This window comes from Sandarakinorhabdus limnophila DSM 17366, from assembly GCF_945882885.1.
In the GTDB taxonomy this organism is placed as follows: Bacteria; Pseudomonadota; Alphaproteobacteria; order Sphingomonadales; family Sphingomonadaceae; genus Sandarakinorhabdus; species Sandarakinorhabdus limnophila_A.
In genome coordinates this window covers 1-24654 of record NZ_CAMCWT010000008.1, presented here as the reverse complement: position 1 = coordinate 24654, position 24654 = coordinate 1, and the positions used below count along the sequence as shown (strand labels likewise).

The window sequence follows — 24654 nt, the reverse complement described above, 5'->3', positions numbered from 1 at the left end:
GCACCCCTTTCGCGCACCATGGGTGCATGCTTGATGTCCGAACCAACCCGCCGCTGGCCGAAGTGCGCCTGACGGATTACCGCGAGCCAGATTGGCTGGTGCCGCAGGTGGAGCTTGATTTCCGGCTGGATAATGTTCGCACCGTGGTGAAGGCCCGGCTGCATGTGCAGCGCAATGGCACCCACAATCGCCCGCTGGTGCTGGATGGCCATGCGCTGGAAACCACCGCCATCCGCATCGATGGCGTGGGCGTGGCGGCCTGGCCCAATGGCGATACACTCACCTTGCCGATCACCGGTGACAGCGTGGTGGTCGAAACCGAAGTCGTCATCTTGCCCTCGCGCAATACGCGGCTGATGGGGCTTTATGCCAGCGAGGGCCGGCTGGTCACGCAGTGCGAGGCGGAAGGCTTCCGTTCCATCACCTGGTTCCCCGATCGGCCGGATGTGTTGTCCCGCTACACAGTGCGGCTGGAGGCAGACAAAGCACAGTTCCCGGTGCTGCTGTCCAACGGTGATCGCGGCGCGGCGCAGGATCTGCCCGGCGGCCGTCACGACATCAGCTGGACCGATCCCTGGCCCAAGCCCGCCTATCTGTTCGCGCTGGTCGCCGGGCAATTGAGCGCGCTTGAAGATGAATTCACCACGGCCAGCGGCCGCCATGTGAAGCTCGCGATCTGGACGGCGGCGGACGATGTATCGCGCTGCGCCCATGCCATGGCGGCGCTGAAAGCCAGCATGGACTGGGATGAGCGTGTGTATGGCCGCGAATATGATCTGGACGAATTCAACATCATGGCGGTGGCTGATTTCAATGCCGGCGCGATGGAGAACAAGGGCCTCAACATCTTCAATTCGAAATATATTCTGGCCGATACCGAAACCGCCACCGATCAGGATTTCGATGCCGTGGCCGGGGTGGTGGCGCATGAATATTTCCACAATTGGACCGGCAATCGCGTCACCTGCCGCGACTGGTTCCAGCTCAGCCTGAAAGAAGGGCTCACGGTTTTCCGTGACCAGCAGTTCAGTGCCGATCAGGGCAGCGCCGCGGTGCGCCGCATCGATGATGTGCGGGCGCTGCGCGCCGTGCAGTTCCCCGAAGATGCCGGGCCCTTGGCGCATCCGATCCGCCCCGATCATTATGTCGAGATCGCCAATTTCTACACTGCCACCATCTACAACAAGGGCGCCGAGGTGATCCGTATGCTGCACACGCTGCTTGGGCCCGAAGGCTTCCGGCGCGGCGCGAACCTGTATTTCGAGCGTCACGATGGCCAGGCCGTCACCTGCGAGGATTTGGTGAAGGCGATGGAAGATGCGGGTGGCGTCGAGCTAGGCCAGTTCCGGCGCTGGTATGAACAAGCCGGCACGCCGCGCGTTACTGTCGATCTGCGCCAGGCGGGTGGCCGTGTGGAGGTGACCCTGCGCCAGTCGCTGGCCGCCACGCCGGGCCAGCCACACAAGATGACCATGCACATGCCGTTCCGCCTGGCGCTGATCGGTCGCGGCAGCGGCAAGCGCATCGGCGAGGAACTGGTGGTGCAGCTGAAGGAGGCTGTCACCCACATCACCTTCGACGCGGTGGCCGAACCAGTGCTCCCCAGCCTCAATCGCGGCTTTTCGGCGCCGGTGGTGGTGGAGGCCGAGACAGCCCGCGCTGATCTCGCCTTCCTGGCCGCCCATGATGATGATCCGTTTGCGCGCTGGGAGGCGTTCCAGCGCCTGGCCCTTTCGGTGCTCTCCACCGATGATGATCCGGCCGAACTGGTGACAGCGGTGCGCGGCACGTTGCAGGACCCCGGCCTTGATGCCGCCTTCAAGGGTGAGGCGGTGCTGCTGCCGACCGAGGCTTTCATCGGCGATGCTGCGGAAACTGTGGAGGTAGAGGCCATCCACCGCCGCCGTGATGCCGCGCGCATGGCCATCGCCCAGGGCCTTGAGGAACAGTGGTGGCAGACCTATGCGCACGCCACGGCAGCGCTCAGCGCTGATCCGGCGGCGCTCACCCCCGAAGCCAAAGGCGCCCGCCGGCTGGCCAATGTCGCGCTGGGCTATCTGGTCACCGCCGGTTCGGACCAAGCCTTTGCGGCCGCCCGCCGCCAGTACGACACGGCCGCGACCATGACCGATCGCATGGGCGCGATGACGGCGCTGGTGAACAGTCCCTCGGTTGAGCGCGAAGCCGTGCTGGCGGATTTCCACCAGCGCTTTGCCAGCAATCCCGACGTGATCGACAAATGGTTCAGCGTGCAGGCGCTGGCCAACCGGCCGGATATGCTGGACAATGTGAAGGCGCTGATCGGCCACCGCGATTTCACCATCGTCAATCCCAACCGCCTGCGCAGCCTGATCGGGGCCTTCGCGGCCAATCAACGCTGGTTCCACAATGCCGATGGCGCCGGCTATCGCCTGCTCGCCGATCAACTGATTGCGGTGGACCGGGTCAACCCGCAGAGCGCCGCTCGGTTGGCCGTGCCGCTTGGCCGCTGGCGCCGGTTCGATGCCGCCCGCAGCGCCCTGATGCGCGGCGAACTGGAACGCATCGCCGGTACCGCCGGTATGTCGAAGGACGTGCTGGAAATGGCGTCACGGGCGCTGGCATGACATACGGAGCTTCGCCGCTCCCGCTGTTCTACCACCCCGATTACGCCCCGCCGCTGCCGTCGGGGCACCGCTTTCCGATGTCGAAATATGCGCTCCTGCTGCCGGCGCTCGCGGCGCGCGGGCAAAGGGTGGCAATGCTCGATCCTGAACTGATGCCGGTGGAATGGCTGCACGCCGTCCACGATCCGGCCTATGTCGATGCCGTGCTGTCAGCCAGCGTGCCGCCCGAAGTGGAACGCCGCATCGGCCTGCCCGTTACCCCCGCCGTTGCCCGACGCACGCGGCTGGTGGCCGGCGGCACGCACGCCGCAGCGCTCCACGCCCTTACCCACGGCTGGGCTGCAAACGGCGCCGGTGGCAGCCATCATGCCGGTCCCGACGGCGGTGCCGGTTATTGCGTCACCAATGATCTCGCCATCGCTGCCAACCGACTGGTGGCCGAAGGTGCCGCGCGCTGCATCCTGATTGTCGATTGCGACGTGCACCAGGGTGATGGCACGGCCCGCATCATGGCCGGGCGCGACGACATCATCACGCTCTCCATCCATGCCGAAAAGAATTTCCCGGTGCGAAAGGCCCGCTCCACCCACGATATCGGCCTGCCCGATGGCACCGGCGACGCCGATTATCTCGCCGCGCTGGAGCCGGCGCTCAGCGCACTGCTTGCCCGGCATCGGCCGCAGCTGGTGTTGCATCAGGCCGGCGTGGACCCGCACCGCGACGACCGGCTCGGAAGGCTGGCACTGACAGATGATGGCCTGGCCGCCCGCGAGGCGCTGGTGGCGCGGCTGGCGGGGCGGGCCGGGGCAGCGCTGGCGGTCACGTTGGGCGGCGGCTATGCCACTGATCCGGCCGATGTTGCCCGCCGCTATGCGCTGGCGCTGACGGCGAGTTGGCAGGCATGGAGCGCCCGCGCGAGGGATGCCGCCGCCTGATCGCGTAAGGCCAATGTGAAGATGGAAGCACCCGCGCCCGGATCAGCTCCTCCCGCCGCCACCCTGGCGACGGTGCTGATGCTGCGCGTGGCGCAAGGCGACAGCGCCGCCTTCACCCAATTGGTGCGCCTGCTCGAACGCCCGGCGCTGGCGCTGGCGTTTCGCACGCTGAACGATCGCGCCGGAGCCGAGGATGTCTGCCAGCAGGCCTTCACCCGGCTGTGGACCCATGGCCCCCGCTTCGATCCGGCGCGCGGTTCGGCCGAGGCCTGGTTCCGCCGCATCCTCGTCAATCTCTGCCTCGATCGCCGCCGCGCCATTCGCCCGGTGCAGCCGCTCGATGCCGCTGCCGAACTGGCCGATCACCGCCCTGATCCTGAAGCCGCTGCCATCCGCGCCGATGGCCATGCAAGGCTGGAACTGGCGATGGCCCGCCTTAATCCGCGCCAGCGCCTGGCGCTCAGCCTGTTTCATGGCGACGGGCTCAGCATGGCCGAAATCGCCGATCACATGGACACCACCGCCAAGGCCGTCGAGGGATTGCTCGGCCGCGCCCGTAATGAATTGCGAACCCTGATGAACGAAAGCTCACGCACGTGACCGCCGCCCAACCCCCCGAAACCGATCTGGATGCGCTGTTTGCCCAGTGGGCCGCGGCCCCGGTCGCAGGTGCGTCGGTTGATGTCGCCGCCATCCTGGCGCTGCCGCAGGAACGCGCTGCGCCCGCCCGTGTCGGCGCTTGGCGTCCGGCCTTGATGGCCGCCAGCCTGGCGCTGGTGGTCGCCGTTGGCGGCTGGATCGGCTTTTCTGATCGTTTTGCGTCCCCCCCAACGCAAATTGCTGTTGTCTCGCCGTCGGCCGAGGCAGCAGTGGGCGAGGCCGAAGCCTTTGCCCTGGTATTCACGCCGACGGCTGCCGAGGAAGACCTGATATGACCCGCAAGACGCTGCTGCTGGCGGCGCTGATTGCCGCCGCCCCCGCTTTTGCCCAATCGGCGCCCCCCGCGCCGCCGGCACCGCCCCAGATGGGCCACCACGCCGGCCAGAAAGGCCCGCATGGTATGGGCATGAACGCCCGCATGTTCCCCTCGATGAGCGAGGCGGGCCGCAAGACCATGCACGACGCCATGATGACTGGCGGCAACCGCCGTGACGACCGCCAGAAGGTGGAAGCCGCGCGCGACAAGATGCTGGCGGCGCTGGAGGCCGAACGGTTCGATGCCGGCGCCGTGAAGCGGGCCATGGACGAGGAACGCGCGCTTTCCGACGCCAGCCGTCAGCAGCGCCAGGTGGCAATGCTCGCCGCCTTCCAGAAGCTCAGCGCCGAAGACCGCAAGGCCTTCGTGACTGACAGTCGTGCCATGAAGGCCCGCATGCAGGGCCGCATGGAAGGCCGGCGCGAAATGCTGCGCAGTCGCATGCAGATGCGCCATATGGGCCAGCCGTCGGCCCCACCGGTACCGCCGACGCCGCCGACCGAAGGCTGATCCAGCCTTCGAACTGCGAAACTCAGGCCCGCCAGCCCGTCTGGCGGGCCACTTCGTTCCAGGTCAGTTCCGCCAGACGCCGCACGATGGGGCCGGTTTTGCCCCCGGTCGTGCTGTTGCCTACCGCCTGCCCATCGATGCGCACCACCGGCAGGATCGGGGCGGTGGTGGAGGTGAGGAAGGCCTCGTCTGCTGCCATCGCTTCGGCCAGCGTGAACGGCCGTTGTTCCACCACCAGTTGCGCCTCCCGCGCCAGCCGGATCAGGCTGTCCCGCGCGATGCCGGGCAGAATCGCCGTGCCGGTGGGGTGGGTGATGATACGGCCGTCTTTCACGATCCAGGCGCTGGTGCTGCTGCCTTCGCGCACGGTATCGCCGCTCACCAGCCAGGCTTCGAACGCGCCAGCCTGCTTGGCCGCCTGCTTGGCGAGCACGTTGGGCAGCAGGCCGGTGGTCTTGATATCAACGCGGCCCCAGCGATTGTCGGGCTGGGTGATGATGGCAATGCCGGTTTCAAGCTGACGCAGACGCTGGGCGAAATCAAAGCGCCGCACGGTCATCACCAGATTGGCTGGCGCTGCGCCCGGAAACGCATGATCGCGCTTCGCCGTGCCGCGGCTGACCTGCATGTAGATGATGCATTCAGCATGGCCGTTGGCTGCGATCAGCCGCCGTGCCTGCAAGGTGAGTGGGCCATCGGCGATGTCCAGCACGATGCCCAGTTCGGCCAGGTTACGGCGCAGGCGGACAAGATGCGGCTGCCAATCAAGGATGTGCCCGTTCATCACCGCGCACACTTCATAGACGGCATCGCCGAACTGGGTGCCGCGATCCTCGATATGCAGGCTGGCGTCGGCCAGCGGCAGGATGCGCCCGTTGACATAGGCCAGTTGCGGCATGGTGTTGCGACCCCGGTGACTTGATGATCGGAAGCGTCTAGCGGCTGACCCTCCTGATTGTCGAGAGAGACACGATGACCATCCAGCTTGTCTGGTTCCGAAACGATCTGCGCCTCGCCGATCACGCCGCCCTGATCGCCGCTGCCGCAGGTGGCCCGGTGGCGGCGGTGTATGTGCTGGATGATGAGACCCCCAATGACTCAGGGCGCGCATGGCGCATGGGCGCGGCGCAGCGCTGGTGGCTGCATCACAGCCTGGTCAGCCTGTCGCGGAACATCACCGAACGTGGCGGCCGCTTGATCCTGCGCCGCGGCCGAGCCGGGCCGATCGTGCAGGCGCTGGCCGCAGAGCTGGACGCCGAGGTGCACACGCTGATCCATCATGAGCCGTGGGCTGCGGTACAAGTGGCAGAAGCGGGCGCGGTAACCGAGCATCTCGGCGTCACGCTGGCACCGCCGGACAGCGTCTTGAGCGGCACTGGCGGGCGCTATCGCATCTTCACGCCGTGGTGGAAAAAGTTGCTCGAACAGATGCCGCCGCCGCGCCCACGGCCGGTGCCCGACCTGCGCTGGGCCGATGCGAGCGCCATCGCCAGCGATGATCTCAGCCAATGGGGCCTGCTGCCGACGACGCCGGATTGGTCGGGCGGGTTCAGCGACTGGCAGCCAGGTGAAGTCGGCGCTGCGGCGCGGCTAGCCGACTTTGCCCGCCGTGCCGCCCGTTACGACGCCGCGCGCAATCTGCCTTCAGTGGAAGGCACCTCGCGCCTGTCCCCGCATCTGGCGCTGGGCGAAGTCTCCCCAAATACCGCCTGGCATGTGATCGCTGATGCGGTGGGCGAGGCCGTGGCCGAGCCCTATTTGCGCGAACTGGGCTGGCGGGATTTTGCCGCCAACATCATCGAGCAATTCCCCGATCACGGCGACGCGCCCAACCGCGAGGCGTTCAACCGTTTTCCGTTTGTGGATGACCCGGCCGGGTTCAAGGCGTGGTGCCACGGCCAGACCGGCTATCCCATTGTTGATGCCGGCATGCGGCAATTGTGGGCCACCGGCTGGATGCACAACCGCGTCCGCATGATCACGGCCAGCTTCCTGGTGAAGCACCAACTGATCGATTGGCGCCGCGGCGAGCGCTGGTTCTGGGATTGCCTGGTCGATGCCGATTACGGGAGCAACGCGCAGGGCTGGCAGTGGGTGATGGGATCGGGCGTCGATTCATCGCCCTTCAACCGCATTTTCGCCCCCATCGGCCAAAGCGCCAAGTTCGACGCTGCCGATTATATCCGCCGCTGGGTGCCGGAACTGGCCAAGCTGCCCGACGACCTGATCCACGCACCGTGGGACGCTGGGGTGGCGCTGATCCGCGCCGGCGTGAAGCTGGGCCGGGATTATCCGGCGCCGATCGTCAATCACGAGGCCGCCCGCGCTCGCGCGTTGCAAGCATTTGCAGTTGCGAGGGGGCGGCCGTGAAAGCGGGTTAAGCCAGATCGAACACCAGCGCTTCGGCACCTTCGTCCGACGACAGCGCCAGTTCGGCGGCATCTTTCACCGCCAGGCCATCGCCCTGCTTCAGCGCGTGGCCGTCCACCACCAGGCTGCCACGCGCCACCTGCACCCAGGCATGGCCGCGCGTGACAGGAGCGCTTAAGCTACCGCCCGGCGCCAGCACGGCACGGGTGATACTGGCGTCGCTGTGGATGGTTACGGCGCTTTCCGGCGCATCTGGCGCGGCCACGACGTCCAGCCGCGTTTCCCCATCCGCCACAGCTGGCAGCGCCTTCTGCTCATAGCCGGGCGCGATGCCTTGCTGGTTGGGCAGCAGCCAGATCTGCAAAAGATGCACTTGGTCGGTTGGACTGGCATTGAATTCGCTGTGGCGGATGCCGGTGCCGGCGCTCATGCGCTGGGCTTCGCCGGGGCGGATCACGGCGCCGCTGCCGATGCTGTCCTTGTGCTCCAGTGCGCCATCCAGGATGTAGGTCACGATCTCCATATTGTCGTGCGCGTGCGTCGGGAAACCGCCGCCGCCGGCAATGCGATCCTCGTTGATCACCCGCAGCGCCCGGAAACCCATGATCTTGGGATCATAATAGTTGCCGAACGAGAAACTGTGCGTCGCCTTCAGCCAGCCATGATCGGCGCGGCCACGGTCTTCGGATTTGCGGTGCAGATAGGTGGGCATGTCATTGTCTCCGGTTGGAGTGGATGCAGCCGATATGGGGGCGGGCGCAAGGCCTGCCAGATGCGGCCCTGTCGCAGCAGCCATATCAAAAGGGAATGACTTCGCCCTGCCAGTCGAGCAGCAGGCCGGAGTGCGCCGGCGTGGCCTGATCGATCACCCGCAGCAGATGGCAGGCTGACTCTTCCGGCGTGAACAGCGTCTTCACGCCCTTCTGGAAGGGTTTGGACAGGCCGGAATCCACCGTACCGGGATGCAGGGCGAGCAAAATCTGCTCCGGGCTGCGCCGCGCTTGCTCGATGGCCATGGTGTGGATCAACTGGTTGAGCGCTGCCTTCGACGCACGATAGCTGTGCCAGCCGCCCAAGCGATTGTCGCTGATCGAGCCGACCCGGGCGGAGAGCGCGGCCAGCACCGTCTTGCGGCCCTTGGGCATCAGCGGCAGTACCGCGCGGGCAACCAGCGCCGGGCCAATGGTGTTGATGGCAAAGGCGGTGGAGAGCGCCTCGGCAGAAAGCTGGTTGTTGGCCTTTTCGGGTGCAAGTCCCGCCCCGTGCAGGACGCCGGTGGCGATGAACACCAGATCGGGCGCGACGGTGAGGGCAGCGGCGGCGCGCTCGATGCTGGCGGGATCGGTGAGGTCAACGCCGCTGCTGCGGCTCCAGCGCGTGACGCTGGCCACGGCTGGATCGGCATCAAGCAAGGCCGCAAAGGCGCCACCGATGCCACCGGTCGCGCCGACGATCAGCGCAGTGAGGCCTGGTTGGAAACTGGGGAGAAGGGTCACGCCCACCGCTTAGCGCGGCAGCAGTGCGGGGTCAGAGGTCGCGTGGTCGCAGGCGCGATTGCTGCGGGCCGATCAGTCCTTTTCCATCGCGCACTGCAGCGGGTGCTGGTGCTGACGGGCGAAATCGATGACCTGGTTCACCTTGGTCTCTGCCACTTCATAGGTGAAGATGCCGCACACGCCCACGCCGCGCTGGTGCACGTGCAGCATCACCCGCGTCGCATCCTCGATGCTCATCTTGAAAAAGCGCTGCAGGGTGAGGACGACGAATTCCATCGGGGTGTAATCGTCGTTCAGCATCAGCACCTTGTACAGTGCTGGCTTAGCCGTTTTGGCGAGCGGCTTGGTGGCCAGGCCCACGCCGGTGCGGCCGCCGCCGCCACTGCCAGCGTCGCGCTCTTCATCGGTCATGCGCGGATCAAGGCCTGCCAGCATCAAGGAAATTCCGGAGGGTAAAGGGGAGCAATCCACCCCTATGTAGCAAAAAATATTCGCGAAAAAAGGGGCGCTGCCGTCACAGCCGGCCCAAGCGAAAGGGACGAGCAACCATGCCGGCCGCTCGCCCCTTGCTGTTACAGGCCGCCCGTCAGACAGGCGTCGCGCTTGCGTGCCAGAACTTACTTGGCAGTCCAGGCCGACTTCAGCTTGTCGGTGGCGACTGCCATCTGGTTCTGCATCGGCTCCATCACTTCGCCGGCCAGCTTGACCATCATTTCGGTCATCTTGCTGTACTGGGCGACGGCTTCGTCGAACTGGGTCTTGGCGAAATCGCTCTGCAGCTGCATCAGATCGTTCGGGGTCTTGGCCGAGGCCAGGGTCTTCACCATGGCCGACGTGTCTTCGAACGACTTCTTCGACGCTTCGGTCAGGTGGGTCATCAGCTGCTCGACGCCGGTGGTGGCAGCCTTGGCCGAAACCATCAGCGCATCGACGTTGGCGCGGGTCATTTCGCCCATCTCGTCCATGCTCTTCATGCTGGCTTCCACGGCTTCCTTCGACTTGGCGGTCACCTGCTCCATGGCAGCCTTGCCGTTGCTGAGCGCAGCTTCGGCCTGGGTACTGAGCTGGGTGACGGCAGAGCGAACAGTGTCCTGGGTGGATTCAAAGGCAGTGGCCATAATCGGTTCCTTTCGTGCGGAATCAGAAGAGAGGGAAGTGGAGGTAATCGGAGGGACAGCCGCGACGGGCGCCACATCGGCAGGTTCGGGCGTGAACGGCACCCTGGCGGTGGCAGGTGCCACCACAGGTTCCGGTGTCGCGGCAGTTTCAACCACCACTTCAGCCACGGCAGGTTCCGGCGCAGAATCGATGGTCAGGGCTACAGCCTTTGGTGCAGGCGCCGCCGCCGCCGGCGCGTTTGCCTTCACCGGCGCACGCTTGGCGGCAGGTTTGGACTTGGGCGCTGAGGTCTTGGCGTTCATCTGTGTCTCCGGCTTGCTGCAATGCACCATATGCAGATGCCGCCCCGGATTCAAGAGGCCGTATGTTGCAGCGCAGCAAATTTCCGCCGGTGATGATCAGCTCCAGCGCAAACCCCTGTTATCAATGGAAAGAGTCTTGCCACCCCGCGCGGCCGTGGCCACCAGCATCGCCGCCACGGCGCTGCGGTTGTCGCTGGCCGGGGCGCCGGCAAACACGGCGGCCACCGAATCAGGCCAGGCACAGCTCTGCGGCACCTCCACCCCATCATGTGTGACCACCAGCGCCCGCATCCGGTTCAGATCCGCCACCAGCATGGCACAGCCGGCCACCAGCGGGGCCATGCCATCGATGGCATCGCTGGAAAATTGCCAATTAACGCTGGTGCCATCCAGCCCGGCCATCACCAGCTTGCCCAGTGGAGCGCCCGCCATGGCGTTTTCGCCGGCACCCAGCGCGAGGCGCACCAGCCGGAGCCGCCCGGTCAACCGCTGTGCGCCCGACATGATCAACTCGTTGATCTCGGCATCGGGCGTCTCATCGTCCAGCAACTCACTCGCTGTCATCACGCTGGCGATCGGCGTTGCCAGATCATGGCACAGCCAGCGCACCACCCAATGGCTCAACTCGCTCATCGCACCACCCCCGGTTCGGCGGAAGGATCCTGGACCCCGCCATCGTCTCGCATCATCAGGCCCAGCGCGATCAGGCGGCCATCGCCATCCTGCGCCAGCTCGAAGTCCAGCCGCTGCCCCGGCTGCAATTGCACCAGCCCTGCAGCATTCACCGCGGACACATGCACGAACACATCACGCGGCCCCAGATCAGGTGTGATGAAGCCATAGCCCTTCTTGCCATCAAACCACTTCACTTCGCCACTGGCCATCACGCCACCTCGATGGCGATGGGCTGGAATGTAGCCGGACCGGGACCAGTGGCATGCGGCACCCACGCGGTGACCTCGCCGCCAGCGATGATCAGCCAGATCTGGCCATTCTCCGTCGCGCGGGCGGCATCGCGGGTCGACGGCGCGGTGCGGCCGTTGGGGTGGCTGTGCCAATGGCCTATCACCTGGCGGCCCTGGCCCCGCGCCGCGCGGTGCGTGGCGAGCAGCGTGGCCGGATCAATCTCGAAACTGCGCGCCGGATCGGCTGCAACATTGCGGGCGGGCACAAGGCTTTCCACCTGGCCAGCCCCATCCCTGTTCTGCCCGAGCAGCAGCCCGCACACTTCCGCTTGCGGGGAGGCGGCTGCTGCTTCCAGCAAAATCTGCCGATCCCCGCTTGATATCTGCAACTTCATGCCAACATCGCTAGGCTATGGGGGCTGAAAAGTCGATATTGATCACCTTGCCGGCCACGGCGGCCGGCCAGCGCCTGGACAAGGCGCTGGCCGAAGCCGTGCCGCTGTACAGCCGTGAGCGCCTGAAGAACCTGGTGCAGGGCGGGCGCCTGTCCGGCCTGGCTGGAGTGATCTGGGATCCGGCCACCAAGATGAAGGGCGGCGAGGCGCTTACGCTGGACGTGCCCGAAGCCCGCCCATCGGATACGGTCGCCCAGGATATCCCGCTCACCATCGTTCATGAAGATGATCATCTGCTGGTGGTCGACAAGCCGGCCGGGCTGGTCGTGCATCCCGCCGCCGGCAATTATGATGGCACCATGGTCAACGCTCTGCTGCACCATTGCGCCGGGCGGCTTTCGGGCATCGGCGGGGTGGCGCGGCCGGGCATCGTCCACCGTATCGACAAGGATACATCGGGGCTGCTGGTCGTCGCCAAGACGGACAAGGCCCACGAAGGCCTCGCCGCGCAATTCGCCCGCCACGATGTCGATCGCCGCTACACCGCCGTCGTTGCTGGCGTGCCGGTGCCGCCCGCCGGCCGCATCGAAGGCGCGCTGGCGCGCAGCACGGCCAACCGCCAAAAGATGGCGATCGTGAAGGATGGCCGCGGCAAGCATGCCATCACCCATTTCCGCACCGTGGCGGCCTTTGACGGCGCAGCGCAAGTGGAATGCCGGCTGGAAACGGGCCGCACCCACCAGATCCGCGTTCACATGGCGTCCATCGGCCATGCCCTATTGGGTGATGCCGTGTACGGACGCACCCCTGGCAAGCTGGCTCCTCTGCTGAAGGATATGGCCTTTGAGCGGCAAGCCCTGCACGCCGCGACACTGGGGTTTGTGCATCCCGTGACCCAAGAAAAGCTTTGTTTCGAAAGCCCCCTGCCAGCCGATATGGTGGCGTTGATCGGTCGCCTTGATGGGACCGGACTGGAGTGACACGATGAGTTCAAATCTTCCCGCCGTGAAGCAGACCAGCATTCCTTCCCTGGGCTCGGAAGCCGGGCTGAACCGCTATCTGGCCGAAATCCGCAAGTTCCCGCTGCTGGCGCCGGAACAGGAATATATGCTGGCCAAGCGCTGGGCCGAGCATCAGGACCCCGCGGCCGCCACCAAGCTGGTGACCAGCCACCTGCGGCTCGTGGCGCGCATCGCCATGGGCTATCGCGGCTATGGTCTGCCGGTGAACGAGCTGATTGCCGAAGGCAATATCGGCCTGATGCAGGGCGTGCGCAAATTCGATGCCGAAAAAGGCTTCCGCCTCGCCACCTATGCCATGTGGTGGATCAAGGCGGCGATCCAGGAATATATCCTGCGCAGCTGGAGCCTGGTGAAGATCGGCACGACGGCGGCCCAGAAGAAGCTGTTCTTCAACCTGCGCCGCCTGAAGGGCAAGATCGGCGCGGTGGAGGATGGCGATCTGCGCCCCGAACAGGTCGAACATATCGCCACCACGCTGGGCGTGAATGAAGACGAAGTCGTCTCGATGAACCGGAGGATGGGGCATGGCGGTGACGCCAGCCTCAACACGCCGCTGCGCGAGGAAGGCGAAGGCCAGTGGCAGGATTGGCTGGCCGATGATGGCCCGCTGGCCGATGAACTGCTGGCCGACAGCGAAGAGCGTGACCAGCGCCACACGTTGCTGGTGACCGCGATGGCGAGCCTGAACGAGCGCGAGCGCGACATTCTCACCCAGCGCCGCCTGATCGACGAGCCGGAAACGCTGGAGGAGTTGAGCCAGCGGTACAGCATCAGCCGCGAGCGCGTGCGCCAGATCGAGGTGCGCGCCTTTGAAAAGCTCGCCAAGGCGATGCAGGAAGCCGCGGCCGAACAGCGCTTGCTGCCGGAACAAGTCTGAGCGCCTGTTTGGCCGTGCGGCGGGCCGGCCTAGCGGCGCTTTTCCGCCACCCCAGCGTCGTATCCTTGCCTCGATGCGCAGACATCGCGGCTGCGGCTGCTCCTTGTGGTGACGAAAAATCGCTCGCTATCCCAACCCTTCGTACGCCCAAACAAGCGCTAACACATTGACGACCGCGCCCGACTGGCGGCAGATGCAGCCATGATCGGGCGCGCCATCGGATTTCTTGTCAGCTGGTTCTTCCGGGTGCTCGGCGCTGTTTTCGTGCTCAGCCTGATCTGGGTGATTGCTTATCGCTTCCTGCCGCCGCCGATGACCTGGCTGATGGCGCGCGATTCCGTGGATGGCCGGAAGGTGCAATATACGTGGGTGCCCCTCACCGCCATGTCACGCAGCCTGCCGCGCGCCGTGATCGGGGCGGAAGATGCCAACTTCTGCTATCACCACGGCATTGATTTCGAAGCCGTAAAGGCGGCGGCGCAGGCCAATTACCAGGGCCGCAAGCTGCGCGGCGGTTCCACCATCAGCCAGCAGACCGCTAAGAACGCCTTTCTGTGGCCGGGCCGATCCTATGTGCGGAAGGGCCTGGAAGCGTATTTCACCGGCCTCATCGAGATTTTCTGGGGCAAGCCGCGCATCATGGAAGTCTATCTCAACATCGTCGAGATGGGCCCGGGCATCTACGGGATGCCGGCGGCCTCGAAACATTATTTCGGCACCACCGTCGATCGCCTGAGCCCCAAGCAGGCGGCTCGGCTGACCGCCATCCTGCCGCAGCCGATCAAGCGCAGCGTGGCCAAGCCATCAAAGTCCGTGCGCCGCTACGCCCGCCGTATCGAACGGCGGGTGAAGGTGGTGCGCGACGAGGGGATTGATACCTGCCTGTGGAAGTGACGGGCGGCGTCAGTCCGGCACCACCAGATATTTCTGCCCCGTCGCCCGGCGATACCAGCCGGCCACGGCTTCGGGTTCCAGCATCCCGGCCAGACTGACCTTGTGGCTGTAATGGCTGGCAAAGGTCGTGGTCAGCTCATCGGCAACGCGTTGCTTCAGGCGGGCATAAGTGCCGGGGCCGAAGGTGCGCATGCGCGGGAACAGCAGCCAGCCGCCGACCGCCCATGCCATGCCGAACCCGCGCCCGAACGTCGTCGGCGCCATGTCGAGCCCGCCATAGATATAGACCTGCTTCAGCACTTCCGAGCCATAGCGGCTGTAGCCACCGGCGCGCGCGTTGATCGCCGCTTCCATAGCGGTCAGGATCTGCCCGGCCAGTTGCCCGCCGCCGATGGCATCAAAGGCCAGCGTCGCGCCGGTTTCGGTGCAGGCCGCCACCAGTTGCGCCATGAAATCTGGCGCGGTGGAATCGATCACATGGGTGGCACCGATGCCCTTCAGGATCGCCACCTGTTCCGCTGAGCGCACAATGTTGACCAGCGGAACGCCATCGGCCTTGCAGATCTTTACCAGCATCTGCCCGAGGTTGGACGCAGCGGCGGTGTGGATGATGGCACTGTGGCCTTCAGCGCGCATCGTCTCGACAAAACCCAGCGCTGTCAGCGGGTTGACGAAGCAGGACGCGCCCTGTTCAGCCGTCGCGCCTTCGGGTAGCAGCAATGCTTCCTCGGCCTTCACCACGCGATAATCCGCGTACGTCGCGCCGCCGATGATGGCGACCTTGCGGTCCAGCAGATGCTCTGCGCCGGCGCCAGCAGCGACCACGGTGCCGGCGCCTTCATTGCCGCACGGCATCGCCTGGTCAGCGCGCGCCGCCATTGCCCGCATCAACGCTGGCGGCACGGTGGCACGAATGGCGTCGGGCTCGCCGCGCGCCGTCGTCATGCCAGCCGCGCCGGTAAGCAGGCCGATGTCCGACGGATTGATCGGCGCGGCTTCGATGCGGATCTTGATCTCGCCAGCCCCAGCCTCCGGCTCCGGCACGTCGGCCAGCGCGAGGATGAGTTCACCGGCGGAGGTGATGGTCGATTGGATCTGGCGCATGGGACTTTGGTCCTTCGGTTGAAATCAGAAATCCGGCAACTTGAAGCCCGGTGGCAGCTGCATGCCGGCGGTCAGCTTGCCCATCTCGGCGCTGCCGGCCTGATCGGCCTTGGTCTTGGCGTCGTTGAAGGCCGCGACGATCAGGTCTTCCAACATTTCCTTGCTGTCAGCAGTCAGCAGCGACGGGTCGATGGTCAGGCCGCGCACGGCGCCGCGGGCGGTGGCGCGCACTGTCACCAGGCCCCCACCAGATGCGCCTTCAACCTCGATATTGTCGAGCTCGGCCTGGGCACGGGCCATCTGCTCCTGCACGTTGCGGGCGGCGTTCATCAGTTCTTCAAGGCTGGGCATGGTTCTTCTCAGGCCGTTTGTTTGAGGGGGGAAAGTTCGGCGTCGGGAAAGGCAGCCATCAACGCGGCCACGGTGGGATCGGCGCGCATCTGGGCTTCCAGCGCGGCCAGGCGGGCAAGCTCGGTTTCGCGCAATGTGGGTCGGCCGCCTTCGGTCTGCCATTCAATCTGCCATTTCTGGCCGGTCCATTCCTCCAGGCTGCGCGCGATCGCCAGCGGCACGTCCTTGGGCAGGCCGGCAGCGGCGAGCGCCAGCCGGGGCGGGGCCCAGCTTACCAGCCGCACATCGTCGGTCAGGTAATGCGCCAGCCGCGCCTCGCTCTGGCGGCGGAACAGCGCCACCATCGCTTCGAAACTGTCTGGCATTTCGCCAGCCGGCGGCGCGCTGACGGGCGGTGCTGCGGGCAGTGCAGCGGCGGGTGCACCCGATGGGGCAGGGGCTGGAGCAGATGGGGCGGTGATCGTCGCGCCCTGCTGCTGCAACTGTTTCACCAGCGCGCCGGGATCGGGCAGATCGGCGGCATGGCACAGCCGCAGCAGCGCCATTTCGGCGGCCTGCAGCGGCATTGGCGCCGCCTGCACCTCCTCCAGGCCCTTGAGCAGCATCTGCCACAGCATCGACAATCGCGGGAAGGTGAGCGCCTGCGCCCAGCCATCCAGCGCCGCCTGCTCTTCCGCCGAGAGCAGCGGATCCCGGCGCGGGGCGAGGCGCTGGCGGGTGATGCCGTGGACCAGGCCCAGCAGCTCGCGCATCAGCTGCGCCGGGTCTTGCCCCAGATCATATTGGTGGGCGACGGCGGCCATCACCTCGCCCACCCGACCTTCCAGCACATGGCCGAACAGGGCGCGCACGGCGCCGCGATCGGCCAGGCCCAGCATGTCGCGAACGGCATCTGCCGTGATCGTCTCGCCGCTGTGGGCGATGGCCTGATCAAGGATCGACAGCCCGTCGCGCACGCTGCCCTCGGCGGCGCGGGCCACCAGCGCCAGCGCGTCGGTTTCAAACTGCACATGCTCCTGCTCCAGGATGCGGGCGAAATGGTCGGCCAACATCTCGGCCGGCACGCGCTTAAGATCGAACCGCTGGCAACGCGACAGGATCGTGGCCGGCACCTTGTTCACTTCGGTGGTGGCCATGATGAACTTCACGCCCGGCGGCGGTTCTTCCAGCGTTTTCAACAGCGCGTTGAACGCCGCCTTCGACAGCATGTGGACTTCGTCGATAATGTGGATCTTGTAACGGGCCGATACGGCGGCATAGCGCACGCCCTCGATGATCTCGCGCACATCATCGACGCCGGTGTTGGACGCGGCGTCCATTTCCACAACGTCCATATGGCGGCCGGCCGCGATGGCTGTGCAGGGCTCGCACACCCCGCACGGGTTGATCGTCGGGCCGCCCTGGCCATCGGCGCCGATGCAGTTCAGCGCTTTCGAAATGATGCGCGCCGTGCTGGTCTTGCCCACCCCGCGCACGCCGGTCAGCAGCCAGGCCTGCGCCAGCCGGCCGCGCGCGATGGCGTTGCCCAGCGTCTGCACCATCGCCGCTTGCCCGAGCAGCGAATCAAAGGTCGCCGGGCGATATTTGCGTGCCAGCACACGGTAAGCGGGTGCGGGCACTGCGGCCGGCAGTTCAAGGCCCGGAAAGGCGATATCGGATTCGTCTGACATGTTGTCCTGTTCTAGCCGGGCCGGGCTGGCGCGTCACGCAGGCTTTGAAGCTGGGCTTGCACTTCGGCGTCACAGCCGCCATATGCGCCGTGGGAGCCGGGCGGACAGGCCGCTCGCCAACCCGGTCAGGTCCGGAAGGAAGCAGCCGCAACGATTCCGGTCTGGGTCGTTCCCGGCTCCCACCCCATCAGCGCACAGGAACGAGAATCGGCGTTTGCGCCGTGTTCGGTCCGGCCTGGCGCGGCGGCGCGACCAGCGCTTCGGCGGCGATCTTGGCTTTCTCTTCGGCGGTGAGGGGCGGCAGCCCCGGCAGATCATAAGCCGTCATCATCTGGCCAGAACAGCTATAGCCGGCGCCGCCCTTCAGTTCGCCCGGCTTGAACGCTGCTTGCAGCGCCGGCTGGCTGGCCAACGCGGCTTTCGCCTCATCTGGGTGCCAGCTCCACGGCATGCCGAAATAGAAGGGGCCGCCATCGGCGCGTTTGGCAGCGATATAGGGCGTGATGTCACCGAAATAGACCACTTCGCCGGCATTCACGCGCAAGGTGACACTGTTGTAGCAGAAGCTGTTCATCACCATGCCGCCCGGGCCGGGCGCGGCGCCGTAGAGCACGTAATCGCCGGCCGAAACCAGCATCAGGCGATATTCCAGCGTCGCCTTGCGATCCTTGGAACTGGCCTGGATCCAGTAGGTGTTGGTGTCGCCGTTCTTCTTGGCATCCTTGGGCCGGGCGATCATGTCGTGCCGGGCTGGATCATAACGGGCAAAGGCAATGCTGCCGGATTTACCCGCGCTCCAGCCATCGGGGCGGCGGAAGGCGACCAGCAGCGCGCCCTGGTGCGGCGCCATGGTAACCGGCAACTCCAGCGGCGTCGGCTTGGTGACAGACAATTGCGCGGCGGCCGGTGTGGCGAGAAGCGCGGCGAGGATGAAGGGCGAAAGGCGCATCGGGCGGGGCCTCGTGTTCAGGGCTTGGGCGGCGGCGCGGCAGCGAGCGCAGGCGTCACGGCGAAATGATTGTTCCAGCGCGTTACCGATTTGCCTTCGGGATTTTCCGACCCCAGCATGCGGTTGAATCAGGCTTCCCGTTCGGGATCAGGCATGGTGAGGAACAATTTTTCCTGCGCATCAGTTACTTCCACCATGCGCCAGCCGCGATACATCAGGCATGAACGGCGATTGGCGCGGCGGGTTTCGCCATCGGCAATGGCGCCCGCGATCAACCCGCCCAACAGGCCACCGGCAGCGGCAGCAGCGGGCGAGATGATGGCCGGATTATACACCACCACCGGCGATCCACCTGGCGTGCGGCTGCCGCGGGCGATCAGGCGGCATTCCTGCCAATCCTTGTCATAATCGGCGCGGGTGGCGCCGGGCTTGTTGTAATAGCGGCTGTGCTTCAGATCGCGGGCGCTGTCCTTGGCGATCTCTTCCGGGGTGTCAGCGCTGGCCGGGACCGGGGTATCGGTGGTGGCGGGCGGGGCAACAGCAGGCGGGGCAGGATCTGCCGCCTGCAACAGCAGCGCGACAAGCAAGGCAGGCATCAATCAGCTCCCCAGTTTGTTCTTCGGAGCAATTTTGCCAGCCTTACCGGCTGTTGTCGACCACACTGCGCGGCATCCGTACGTCCAAACTGTGGATATCCGCCGTCAATTTCACCTGGCAGGCGAGCCGGCTCTGGCGGTTGGCGCCAGCGGCGAAATCCAGCATGTCTTCCTCTTCTTCGATGGGCGCCGGCAGTTTTTCGACATCGCCGCCGACGAGATAGACATGGCAGGTGGAACAGGCCATCGCGCCTTCGCAGGTGCCTTCCAGCGGCATGCCATGCGCCTGCGCCACATCAAGCAGGCGATCGCCGGGTTTGCTTTCGGCGATGGCTTCCTGTGAGCCATCTGCGGAGATGAAGCGGATGCGGGCCATGCGCTTATAGTGGCGCGATCAGGCCAATTCTTCAAGCTGGCGCTGCACTGCAGCATTTATCAGGATGGCTGCGGTATCAATATCTGTGGCGGTCGTGAAACGGCCAAAGCCCAGCCGCAGCGATGCCTTGGCGGTGGGTTCGGGCAGGCCCAGCGCGGTGAGCACATGGCTGGCCCGCCCGGTGACGGCCGCGCAGGCCGAACCCGAACTAATGGCCAGGCCGGGGAGTTGCTGGATCAACGGCATCACCAGGCCCGGGAATGACAGATTGAGATTGCCCGGCCAGCGCCGATCAAGGTCGCCATTGATGCGATGCAGCACGCTCAGGCCCGCCAGCAAGCGCTCGCGCAGCTGCAGGGCATGTGCAAGATCGGCGGCCATCCGCTCACCGGCGATACGCGCCGCTTCGCCCAATCCGGCGATCAGCGCGGTGGGCAATGTGCCCGAACGGCCATCCTCCTGCCCGCCGCCGTGCAGCAGCGGCGTGATGACGGTGAATGGCCGGCGATAAAGCGCGCCGACACCCTTGGGGCCGTAGATCTTGTGCGCGGTGACACTCATCAGATCGATGCCCATGACGTCGACATCCAGTGGCAGCTTGCCGAAGCCCTGCGCTGCATCGACATGGAACACCGCACCAAACGCGTGGGCCCGTCGGCCGATGCCGGCCAGATCCTGCACCACCCCGATCTCGTTGTTCACAGCCATCACCGAAACCAGCGCCACATCCTCGCCCAGCGCGCGCTCAAGGTCGCCCAGATCAACCAGGCCGTGTTCGCGCACAGGCACGATGGTCAGCTGCGCCCCGATGCCGGCCAGATACTGCGCCGTTTCCAGCACGGACGAATGCTCGGTAGCCAGCGTCACGATCCGCCGCCGCGTCTGGCCGGGGGCGGTGAGCAGGCCCTTCAGCGCCCAGTTGTTGCTTTCGGTGGCGCCGCTGGTGAAGGCGATGCTTTCCGCCGGCGCGTTGATCAACTGGGCGACCTGATCGCGCGCCCGTTCCACTGCGGCCTTGGCCTTGTATCCCCACGTGTGCGCGCTGTGTGGATTGCCGAAGCCGTCCACACCCCATGGCTGCATCGCTGCTGCCACGGCAGGATCAAGCGGCGTCGTCGCGCCATAATCAAGGTAAATCTGCATGCTCATGCCGCACCCTTTCGGCCCAACCGCGTTGCCATGGCAAGCCAGGCGGCGGCGAATGCGTCAATCTCGGCATCCGTGGTGGCCGGTGACAGGCTGACGCGAATAGCCTCCCCCGCCGCTGGCCCAAGCCCCATCGCGGTGAGTACATGGCTGGACTTCACCTTGCCCGACGAGCAGGCCGCGCCGGCGGAGACCATGAATCCCTCCAGATCCAGCATCATCACCTGCGTTGATGCGGCCACGCCGGGCAGGCCGATGCTGCTGATGTTGGGCAGGCGCGGCGCGGCTTCGCCATGGATGATCGCGCCGCCGGCTTTCAACCGTGTTTCCAGCGCGATGCGGCGGGCGGCAACCGCGTTCCAGTCGTGCGCTTGTGCCACGGCCGCGGCAAAGCCGGCGATGCCGGGCAGATTGGGTGTGCCGCCGCGATGGCCACGCTCCTGCCCGCCGCCGCGCTGGATGGCGATCAGGCTTTCGGGATCACGCACGATCAGCGCGCCAACGCCGGGCGGCCCGCCCAGCTTGTGCGCTGAAAGTGCGGTAAAATCAGCTTCCGGCAGCGCCATCTTGCCCGCCGCTTGCACCGCATCCACCAGCAGCAGGCAGCCCGCGTCCCGCACCAGCGCCGCCACCTCGGCCAGCGACTGGATCACGCCCGTCTCGTTGTTCGCCGCCTGCACCGCCACGAGCGCCGGGCCTTCGGACAGCGCTGCACGCAAGGCGGCAAGGTCGATCTTGCCGTCGCCATCCACCGGCAGCAGCACCACATCATCGCGCGCCTGCAACACCGCGCTGTGCTCGGTCGCGCCCACCAGCAAGCGCGGGCGCGTCGGCCCCGCCAGCCGCGCGCCATTCGATGCCAAAGCAATCGCCTCGGTGCCGCCGCTGGTGAACACCACATGCTCCGGTGCCACCCCGGCAAAGCGCGCCACGGTATCGCGCGCGCCTTCCAGCAACGCATTGGCCGCACGGCCGCCGCCATGCACGCTCGACGGGTTCCCGGTCAGGCCCAGCGCTTCTACCAGCGCCGCACGCGCAGCATCGCTCGCCGGCGTGGTGGCGGCATGATCAAGATAGATTCGGCTTTTCATTGCAACAGGGCCTCTGCAGCCCATATAGGGCGCAACAGCCGCCTTGCACCAGAATTGGGATCAGCATGCCCGAAGTCATTCTTACCGGCCCCGAAGGCCGTCTCGAAGGCCGTTACCAGCCTGGTGCCGGCCCGCGTGCGCCGGTCGCCATCCTGCTGCAGCCGCACCCGGCGCAGGGCACGATGAACCATCCGATCGTGCTGGCGCTCTATCAAAGCTTCGTGCGCCGCGGCTTTGCGACGCTGCGCTTCAATTTCCGCGGTGTCGGCCGCAGCCAGGGCACATTCGATAACGGCATCGGCGAATTATCCGACGCCGCCTCGGCGCTCGATTGGCTGCAGCAGTTCAACCCGGAAGCCCACACCACCTGGGTGGGTGGCTTCTCCTTCGGCGCCTGGATCGGCATGCAGCTGCTGATGCGCCGGCCAGAGATCAAGGGCTTCATCTCGATCGCGCCGCCGGCCAACATGTATGATTTCACCTTCCTGGCGCCGTGCCCGTCGAGCGGGATCATCGTGGACGGCGAAAACGACGAAGTGGTGCCGCCATCTGCCGTGCTCAAGCTGGTGGACAAGCTGAAGACGCAGCGCCACATCACCATCCATCACAGCACCATCCCCGGCGCCAACCATTTCTTCCAGAATGAAATGGACCTGCTGATGGGTGAGGTGGACGGTTATCTGGACATGCGGCTGGCCAACGGCGGGCGTTAAGCCACCCGCCCGCCAGTCATCGCCACTGGCACTCCGGTCGTCTCCGGCCAGCTGAGCGGCTTGCCGTCAAGCACGCGTACGGCCAGCCACGCAAAGGCTTCGGCCTCCAGCGCGTCGCCGTTCCAGCCGACGGCTTCCACTGCATCGCAGGGCACGGCGCAGCGCTGGGCAAGTTCGGCCATCAAGACATGGTTCAAGCGTCCGCCGCCCGTCACCAGCAAGCGGCCGATCGGCGGGACATGGGTGAGGGCAAGGCGCACCGTCTCGGCCGTGAACGCCGTCAGCGTTGCCGCGCCGTCGGCGGGGGAGAGGCCGCGCAGCGCGCCGATATCCCACGCGTTACGGTCCAGCGATTTGGGCGGGGGTGCATCGAACCAGGGATTGTCGGCGAGCGTCATCAGCACATTGTCGTGACACATGCCGCTGGCCGCGACCTTGCCATCCTCGTCAAAGCCGCGCCCGGTGTGGGCGCGCACCCAATCATCGATCAGCGCGTTGCCCGGCCCGGTGTCGAAACTGCCCCAACTGCCGTCCGCTGCAAACCAGGTGAGATTGCCAACCCCGCCGAGGTTGAGCACACCCAGTGGCCGGCCCAACTCTTCCGATCGCGCCCGGTGATAACCCGGCGCCAGCGGCGCCCCCTGGCCGCCGGCCGCCACATCGGCGCTGCGGAAATCAAAGGCGACCGGAATGCGCGTCGCGGCCTTCAGCGTCGCCCCGCAGCCGATTTGCCAGGTCCACTTGCGGTCGGGCCTGTGCGCGATCGTTTGGCCGTGAAAGCCGATCACCGTCACATCATCACGCCGCGTGTGGGTGGCGGCGAGCAGGCGGTGCACGGCCATGGCGTGCAGGCCGGTTGATTCCTGTTCCACCGCGTCGATCAACGCATCGCGGGCCGGGGCGTGCATCTCCAGCGCGCGGGCCATGGCGGCGCGCAGGCGCGGGCGGAAATCCGGTTCATAGGGGAAAAACATGAAGGCGATCGGGTTCACCACGCCTTCGCCATCGGTTTCCACCAGCGCGGCATCGATGCCGTCCATCGAGGTTCCGGACATCAGGCCAATGGCAAGTCGCGTCGTCATTCCGCTACGCTAGCGCAGCCGATGCCGGCTGGCCATGCCTGCCGCGCCTGCCTATGAAGCGGGAAATGCGCGCCGTTCTTGCCCTCTGCCTGTTGCTGGCCAGCCCGGCCGCCGCCAATCCGCTGGCGGCTCTGGTCGCCGGCACGGAACCTCGCGCGCCGCAGCTTTCGGGCGTCGTCGGCGTGGTGGCCGACAAGAACAGCGTCATCCGCGCCGAAGCCCATGGCCTTGCCGATATCGCCGCGGGCCGCCCGCTCCAGACCGAAAGCGTGATCCGCGTCGCGTCCATCTCCAAACTCGTTGTCGCCATCGCGGTGTGGCGGCTGGTGGAGCAAGGCAGGCTGGATCTCGATCGTGATGTGAGCCTGTACCTCGGCTGGCAACTGCGCCACCCCACCCACCCCGAAACGCCGGTCACGCTGCGCCAGCTGCTCTCGCACACCAGCGGCATCGTCGATGGGCCGGGCTATGGCTTTGCGCTGGAAGAAAAGCTGCAGGACACGCTCACCCCGCAGCATTGGGGCGCGGGCGCGCCGGGCAAGCGATTCGAATATGCCAATCTCAATTATGGCCTTATCGCCACGGTGATGGAAAAGGCCACGGGCGAACGCTTTGACCGGTTGATGACCCGGCTGGTGCTGGCGCCGCTGAAGATCGACGCCGGCTACAACTGGCAGGGCGCTTCGGATGCCGCCATCGCCCGCGCCGCCGTCCTCTACCGCAAGGGCCGCGATGAAACCGCCTGGAACCCGGCTGGGCCATGGGTGCCTCAGGTGGATGACCTGAAAGGCCAGCGCAGCGCGTGCCCGGTGCGCGCCAATGCTGCCTGCGATCTGGCGGCCTATTTGCCTGGCACCAATGGCACCATTTTCTCCCCGCAGGGTGGCCTCAGGATCAGCATCCCCGATCTCGCCCGCATCGGCCAGTTGCTGCTGCGTCGCGGCGAGGTCGGCGGTTTGCGCCTGCTGAAGCCTGCAACGGTGAAGGCGATGCTCACGCCCGTCTGGCAGGCCGGCGGGGCGGTGCCCGGCGATGACTATCACGGCCAGATGCTCTGTTACGGTGCCGGCCTGCACTGCCTTTCGGGGCGTGCTGGGGCCAGCGATCAACCGGTGCCCAATGCCCGCTGGTGGGGCCATCTGGGCGAAGCCTATGGCCTGCTCGCCGGC

General features: G+C 66.1%; 28 protein-coding genes and 1 other RNA gene. 12 read left to right on the top strand and 17 right to left on the bottom strand.

What is annotated here, in order from left to right; all coding sequences use genetic code 11:
* Positions 1 to 26 precede the first annotated feature (26 nt).
* The 5 genes from pepN to Q7O19_RS02990 are packed head-to-tail and all read left to right on the top strand — an operon-like array spanning position 27 to position 5027.
* Positions 27 to 2606 carry an aminopeptidase N gene (gene pepN, locus Q7O19_RS03010; protein WP_303808570.1) on the top strand — a complete coding sequence of 860 codons (2580 nt, stop codon included), beginning with the start codon at positions 27 to 29 and terminating at the stop codon, positions 2604 to 2606.
* Positions 2603 to 3541: a histone deacetylase gene (locus Q7O19_RS03005; protein WP_303808568.1), complete on the top strand. Its 939-nt coding sequence runs from the start codon at positions 2603 to 2605 to the stop codon at positions 3539 to 3541. The genes pepN and Q7O19_RS03005 overlap by 4 nt, the downstream gene beginning before the upstream one ends.
* Before the next feature lie 21 nt (positions 3542 to 3562).
* The gene (locus Q7O19_RS03000) at positions 3563 to 4141 is read left to right on the top strand and encodes an RNA polymerase sigma factor (RefSeq protein WP_303808566.1); all 579 of its coding nucleotides are present in this window, start codon (positions 3563 to 3565) and stop codon (positions 4139 to 4141) included.
* Positions 4138 to 4476, top strand: a complete 339-nt coding sequence (locus Q7O19_RS02995) for a hypothetical protein (protein ID WP_303808564.1) — start codon at positions 4138 to 4140, stop codon at positions 4474 to 4476. Before Q7O19_RS03000 ends, Q7O19_RS02995 begins: the two co-directional genes overlap by 4 nt.
* The gene (locus Q7O19_RS02990; protein ID WP_303808563.1) at positions 4473 to 5027 is read left to right on the top strand and encodes a periplasmic heavy metal sensor; all 555 of its coding nucleotides are present in this window, start codon (positions 4473 to 4475) and stop codon (positions 5025 to 5027) included. The genes Q7O19_RS02995 and Q7O19_RS02990 overlap by 4 nt, the downstream gene beginning before the upstream one ends.
* Positions 5028 to 5049: 22 nt before the next feature.
* On the opposite strand, the gene Q7O19_RS02985 is transcribed toward Q7O19_RS02990, so the two are convergent.
* A complete protein-coding gene (locus Q7O19_RS02985; RefSeq protein WP_303808561.1) occupies positions 5050 to 5925 on the bottom strand; it encodes a D-amino-acid transaminase in 876 nt (291 codons plus the stop codon).
* Between the two features lie 74 nt (positions 5926 to 5999).
* On the opposite strand from Q7O19_RS02985, the gene Q7O19_RS02980 reads away from it, so the two are divergent.
* On the top strand, positions 6000 to 7397 hold the full coding sequence (locus Q7O19_RS02980; protein WP_303808559.1) for a deoxyribodipyrimidine photo-lyase: 1398 nt from the start codon (positions 6000 to 6002) through the stop codon (positions 7395 to 7397).
* A 7-nt stretch (positions 7398 to 7404) separates the two neighbouring features.
* On the opposite strand, the gene Q7O19_RS02975 is transcribed toward Q7O19_RS02980, so the two are convergent.
* The 7 genes from Q7O19_RS02975 to Q7O19_RS02945 form a co-directional block, all read right to left on the bottom strand.
* Complete coding sequence (locus Q7O19_RS02975) at positions 7405 to 8109, bottom strand: pirin family protein (RefSeq protein WP_303808558.1); 705 nt, start codon at positions 8107 to 8109, stop codon at positions 7405 to 7407.
* 85 nt (positions 8110 to 8194) lie between these two features.
* Positions 8195 to 8893: an SDR family NAD(P)-dependent oxidoreductase gene (locus Q7O19_RS02970; RefSeq protein WP_303808557.1), complete on the bottom strand. Its 699-nt coding sequence runs from the start codon at positions 8891 to 8893 to the stop codon at positions 8195 to 8197.
* Between the two features lie 72 nt (positions 8894 to 8965).
* A complete protein-coding gene (clpS, locus tag Q7O19_RS02965; RefSeq protein ID WP_303808618.1) occupies positions 8966 to 9304 on the bottom strand; it encodes an ATP-dependent Clp protease adapter ClpS in 339 nt (112 codons plus the stop codon).
* A gap of 206 nt (positions 9305 to 9510) precedes the next feature.
* Positions 9511 to 10314, bottom strand: coding sequence for a phasin family protein (locus Q7O19_RS02960; protein ID WP_303808556.1), 804 nt, complete (start codon positions 10312 to 10314; stop codon positions 9511 to 9513).
* A gap of 96 nt (positions 10315 to 10410) precedes the next feature.
* Complete coding sequence (locus tag Q7O19_RS02955) at positions 10411 to 10947, bottom strand: hypothetical protein (RefSeq protein ID WP_303808555.1); 537 nt, start codon at positions 10945 to 10947, stop codon at positions 10411 to 10413.
* Positions 10944 to 11198: a cold-shock protein gene (locus tag Q7O19_RS02950; RefSeq protein WP_022680133.1), complete on the bottom strand. Its 255-nt coding sequence runs from the start codon at positions 11196 to 11198 to the stop codon at positions 10944 to 10946. The genes Q7O19_RS02955 and Q7O19_RS02950 overlap by 4 nt, the downstream gene beginning before the upstream one ends.
* On the bottom strand, positions 11198 to 11578 hold the full coding sequence (locus Q7O19_RS02945) for a M67 family metallopeptidase (protein ID WP_303808553.1): 381 nt from the start codon (positions 11576 to 11578) through the stop codon (positions 11198 to 11200). Before Q7O19_RS02945 ends, Q7O19_RS02950 begins: the two co-directional genes overlap by 1 nt.
* Positions 11579 to 11631: 53 nt before the next feature.
* Here Q7O19_RS02945 and Q7O19_RS02940 point away from each other — a divergent pair, with 53 nt between their 5' ends.
* From Q7O19_RS02940 to mtgA, 3 genes are all read left to right on the top strand, one after another.
* On the top strand, positions 11632 to 12594 hold the full coding sequence (locus tag Q7O19_RS02940; protein WP_303808552.1) for an RluA family pseudouridine synthase: 963 nt from the start codon (positions 11632 to 11634) through the stop codon (positions 12592 to 12594).
* A 4-nt stretch (positions 12595 to 12598) separates the two neighbouring features.
* Positions 12599 to 13513 carry an RNA polymerase sigma factor RpoH gene (gene rpoH / locus Q7O19_RS02935; protein ID WP_303779709.1) on the top strand — a complete coding sequence of 305 codons (915 nt, stop codon included), beginning with the start codon at positions 12599 to 12601 and terminating at the stop codon, positions 13511 to 13513.
* Between the two features lie 201 nt (positions 13514 to 13714).
* Complete coding sequence (gene mtgA / locus Q7O19_RS02930; protein ID WP_022680129.1) at positions 13715 to 14407, top strand: monofunctional biosynthetic peptidoglycan transglycosylase; 693 nt, start codon at positions 13715 to 13717, stop codon at positions 14405 to 14407.
* Between the two features lie 9 nt (positions 14408 to 14416).
* Here the strand turns inward: mtgA and Q7O19_RS02925 are convergent, their stop codons facing one another.
* Genes Q7O19_RS02925 through Q7O19_RS02915 form a run of 3 tightly spaced genes read right to left on the bottom strand, consistent with a single transcriptional unit; the run spans position 14417 to position 17532 of the window.
* The gene (locus Q7O19_RS02925; RefSeq protein ID WP_303808551.1) at positions 14417 to 15511 is read right to left on the bottom strand and encodes a zinc-binding dehydrogenase; all 1095 of its coding nucleotides are present in this window, start codon (positions 15509 to 15511) and stop codon (positions 14417 to 14419) included.
* Between the two features lie 24 nt (positions 15512 to 15535).
* Positions 15536 to 15862, bottom strand: a complete 327-nt coding sequence (locus tag Q7O19_RS02920; protein ID WP_273434065.1) for a YbaB/EbfC family nucleoid-associated protein — start codon at positions 15860 to 15862, stop codon at positions 15536 to 15538.
* 8 nt (positions 15863 to 15870) lie between these two features.
* Positions 15871 to 17532 (bottom strand): DNA polymerase III subunit gamma/tau, encoded by a 1662-nt coding sequence (locus Q7O19_RS02915; protein ID WP_303808550.1) that lies wholly within the window; start codon positions 17530 to 17532, stop codon positions 15871 to 15873.
* Between the two features lie 90 nt (positions 17533 to 17622).
* On the opposite strand from Q7O19_RS02915, the gene ffs reads away from it, so the two are divergent.
* An RNA gene (gene ffs / locus Q7O19_RS02910) (signal recognition particle sRNA small type) lies at positions 17623 to 17717 on the top strand.
* Between the two features lie 2 nt (positions 17718 to 17719).
* Here the strand turns inward: ffs and Q7O19_RS02905 are convergent.
* The 5 genes from Q7O19_RS02905 to Q7O19_RS02885 all read right to left on the bottom strand — a co-directional run bounded on the left by Q7O19_RS02905 (position 17720) and on the right by Q7O19_RS02885 (position 21690).
* Positions 17720 to 18481, bottom strand: a complete 762-nt coding sequence (locus tag Q7O19_RS02905; RefSeq protein ID WP_303808549.1) for a hypothetical protein — start codon at positions 18479 to 18481, stop codon at positions 17720 to 17722.
* Positions 18482 to 18609: 128 nt separating this feature from the next.
* Positions 18610 to 19077, bottom strand: coding sequence for a hypothetical protein (locus tag Q7O19_RS02900; RefSeq protein ID WP_303808548.1), 468 nt, complete (start codon positions 19075 to 19077; stop codon positions 18610 to 18612).
* Positions 19078 to 19120: 43 nt separating this feature from the next.
* Positions 19121 to 19453, bottom strand: a complete 333-nt coding sequence (locus tag Q7O19_RS02895) for a 2Fe-2S iron-sulfur cluster-binding protein (protein ID WP_022680123.1) — start codon at positions 19451 to 19453, stop codon at positions 19121 to 19123.
* An 18-nt stretch (positions 19454 to 19471) separates the two neighbouring features.
* Positions 19472 to 20602 (bottom strand): cysteine desulfurase family protein, encoded by a 1131-nt coding sequence (locus tag Q7O19_RS02890; protein ID WP_303808547.1) that lies wholly within the window; start codon positions 20600 to 20602, stop codon positions 19472 to 19474.
* Entirely contained in the window at positions 20599 to 21690 is a 1092-nt protein-coding gene (locus Q7O19_RS02885) for a cysteine desulfurase family protein (protein ID WP_303808546.1), read from the bottom strand. The genes Q7O19_RS02890 and Q7O19_RS02885 overlap by 4 nt, the downstream gene beginning before the upstream one ends.
* Before the next feature lie 65 nt (positions 21691 to 21755).
* Here Q7O19_RS02885 and Q7O19_RS02880 point away from each other — a divergent pair, with 65 nt between their 5' ends.
* Positions 21756 to 22403 (top strand): alpha/beta hydrolase, encoded by a 648-nt coding sequence (locus tag Q7O19_RS02880; RefSeq protein ID WP_022680120.1) that lies wholly within the window; start codon positions 21756 to 21758, stop codon positions 22401 to 22403.
* Here the strand turns inward: Q7O19_RS02880 and Q7O19_RS02875 are convergent.
* The gene (locus Q7O19_RS02875) at positions 22400 to 23485 is read right to left on the bottom strand and encodes an anhydro-N-acetylmuramic acid kinase (RefSeq protein ID WP_303808545.1); all 1086 of its coding nucleotides are present in this window, start codon (positions 23483 to 23485) and stop codon (positions 22400 to 22402) included. The two genes, Q7O19_RS02880 and Q7O19_RS02875, sit on opposite strands and share 4 nt — an antisense overlap.
* 65 nt (positions 23486 to 23550) lie before the next feature.
* Between Q7O19_RS02875 and Q7O19_RS02870 the strand changes: the two genes are divergently transcribed.
* Positions 23551 to 24654: serine hydrolase (locus Q7O19_RS02870; protein WP_303808544.1), on the top strand; the 1104-nt coding region annotated here is incomplete at its 3' end.

Coding starts and splice junctions, on each gene's coding strand:
- pepN (WP_303808570.1), top strand. CDS start 27: ATGCTTGATGTCCGAACCAACCCGCCGCTGGCCGAAGTGCGCCTGACG.
- Q7O19_RS03005 (WP_303808568.1), top strand. CDS start 2,603: ATGACATACGGAGCTTCGCCGCTCCCGCTGTTCTACCACCCCGATTAC.
- Q7O19_RS03000 (WP_303808566.1), top strand. CDS start 3,563: ATGGAAGCACCCGCGCCCGGATCAGCTCCTCCCGCCGCCACCCTGGCG.
- Q7O19_RS02990 (WP_303808563.1), top strand. CDS start 4,473: ATGACCCGCAAGACGCTGCTGCTGGCGGCGCTGATTGCCGCCGCCCCC.
- Q7O19_RS02985 (WP_303808561.1), bottom strand. CDS start 5,925: ATGCCGCAACTGGCCTATGTCAACGGGCGCATCCTGCCGCTGGCCGAC.
- Q7O19_RS02980 (WP_303808559.1), top strand. CDS start 6,000: ATGACCATCCAGCTTGTCTGGTTCCGAAACGATCTGCGCCTCGCCGAT.
- Q7O19_RS02975 (WP_303808558.1), bottom strand. CDS start 8,109: ATGCCCACCTATCTGCACCGCAAATCCGAAGACCGTGGCCGCGCCGAT.
- clpS (WP_303808618.1), bottom strand. CDS start 9,304: ATGACCGATGAAGAGCGCGACGCTGGCAGTGGCGGCGGCGGCCGCACC.
- Q7O19_RS02960 (WP_303808556.1), bottom strand. CDS start 10,314: ATGAACGCCAAGACCTCAGCGCCCAAGTCCAAACCTGCCGCCAAGCGT.
- Q7O19_RS02955 (WP_303808555.1), bottom strand. CDS start 10,947: ATGAGCGAGTTGAGCCATTGGGTGGTGCGCTGGCTGTGCCATGATCTG.
- Q7O19_RS02950 (WP_022680133.1), bottom strand. CDS start 11,198: ATGGCCAGTGGCGAAGTGAAGTGGTTTGATGGCAAGAAGGGCTATGGC.
- Q7O19_RS02940 (WP_303808552.1), top strand. CDS start 11,632: ATGGGGGCTGAAAAGTCGATATTGATCACCTTGCCGGCCACGGCGGCC.
- rpoH (WP_303779709.1), top strand. CDS start 12,599: ATGAGTTCAAATCTTCCCGCCGTGAAGCAGACCAGCATTCCTTCCCTG.
- mtgA (WP_022680129.1), top strand. CDS start 13,715: ATGATCGGGCGCGCCATCGGATTTCTTGTCAGCTGGTTCTTCCGGGTG.
- Q7O19_RS02925 (WP_303808551.1), bottom strand. CDS start 15,511: ATGCGCCAGATCCAATCGACCATCACCTCCGCCGGTGAACTCATCCTC.
- Q7O19_RS02920 (WP_273434065.1), bottom strand. CDS start 15,862: ATGCCCAGCCTTGAAGAACTGATGAACGCCGCCCGCAACGTGCAGGAG.
- Q7O19_RS02915 (WP_303808550.1), bottom strand. CDS start 17,532: ATGTCAGACGAATCCGATATCGCCTTTCCGGGCCTTGAACTGCCGGCC.
- Q7O19_RS02905 (WP_303808549.1), bottom strand. CDS start 18,481: ATGCGCCTTTCGCCCTTCATCCTCGCCGCGCTTCTCGCCACACCGGCC.
- Q7O19_RS02900 (WP_303808548.1), bottom strand. CDS start 19,077: ATGCCTGCCTTGCTTGTCGCGCTGCTGTTGCAGGCGGCAGATCCTGCC.
- Q7O19_RS02895 (WP_022680123.1), bottom strand. CDS start 19,453: ATGGCCCGCATCCGCTTCATCTCCGCAGATGGCTCACAGGAAGCCATC.
- Q7O19_RS02890 (WP_303808547.1), bottom strand. CDS start 20,602: ATGAGCATGCAGATTTACCTTGATTATGGCGCGACGACGCCGCTTGAT.
- Q7O19_RS02885 (WP_303808546.1), bottom strand. CDS start 21,690: ATGAAAAGCCGAATCTATCTTGATCATGCCGCCACCACGCCGGCGAGC.
- Q7O19_RS02880 (WP_022680120.1), top strand. CDS start 21,756: ATGCCCGAAGTCATTCTTACCGGCCCCGAAGGCCGTCTCGAAGGCCGT.
- Q7O19_RS02875 (WP_303808545.1), bottom strand. CDS start 23,485: ATGACGACGCGACTTGCCATTGGCCTGATGTCCGGAACCTCGATGGAC.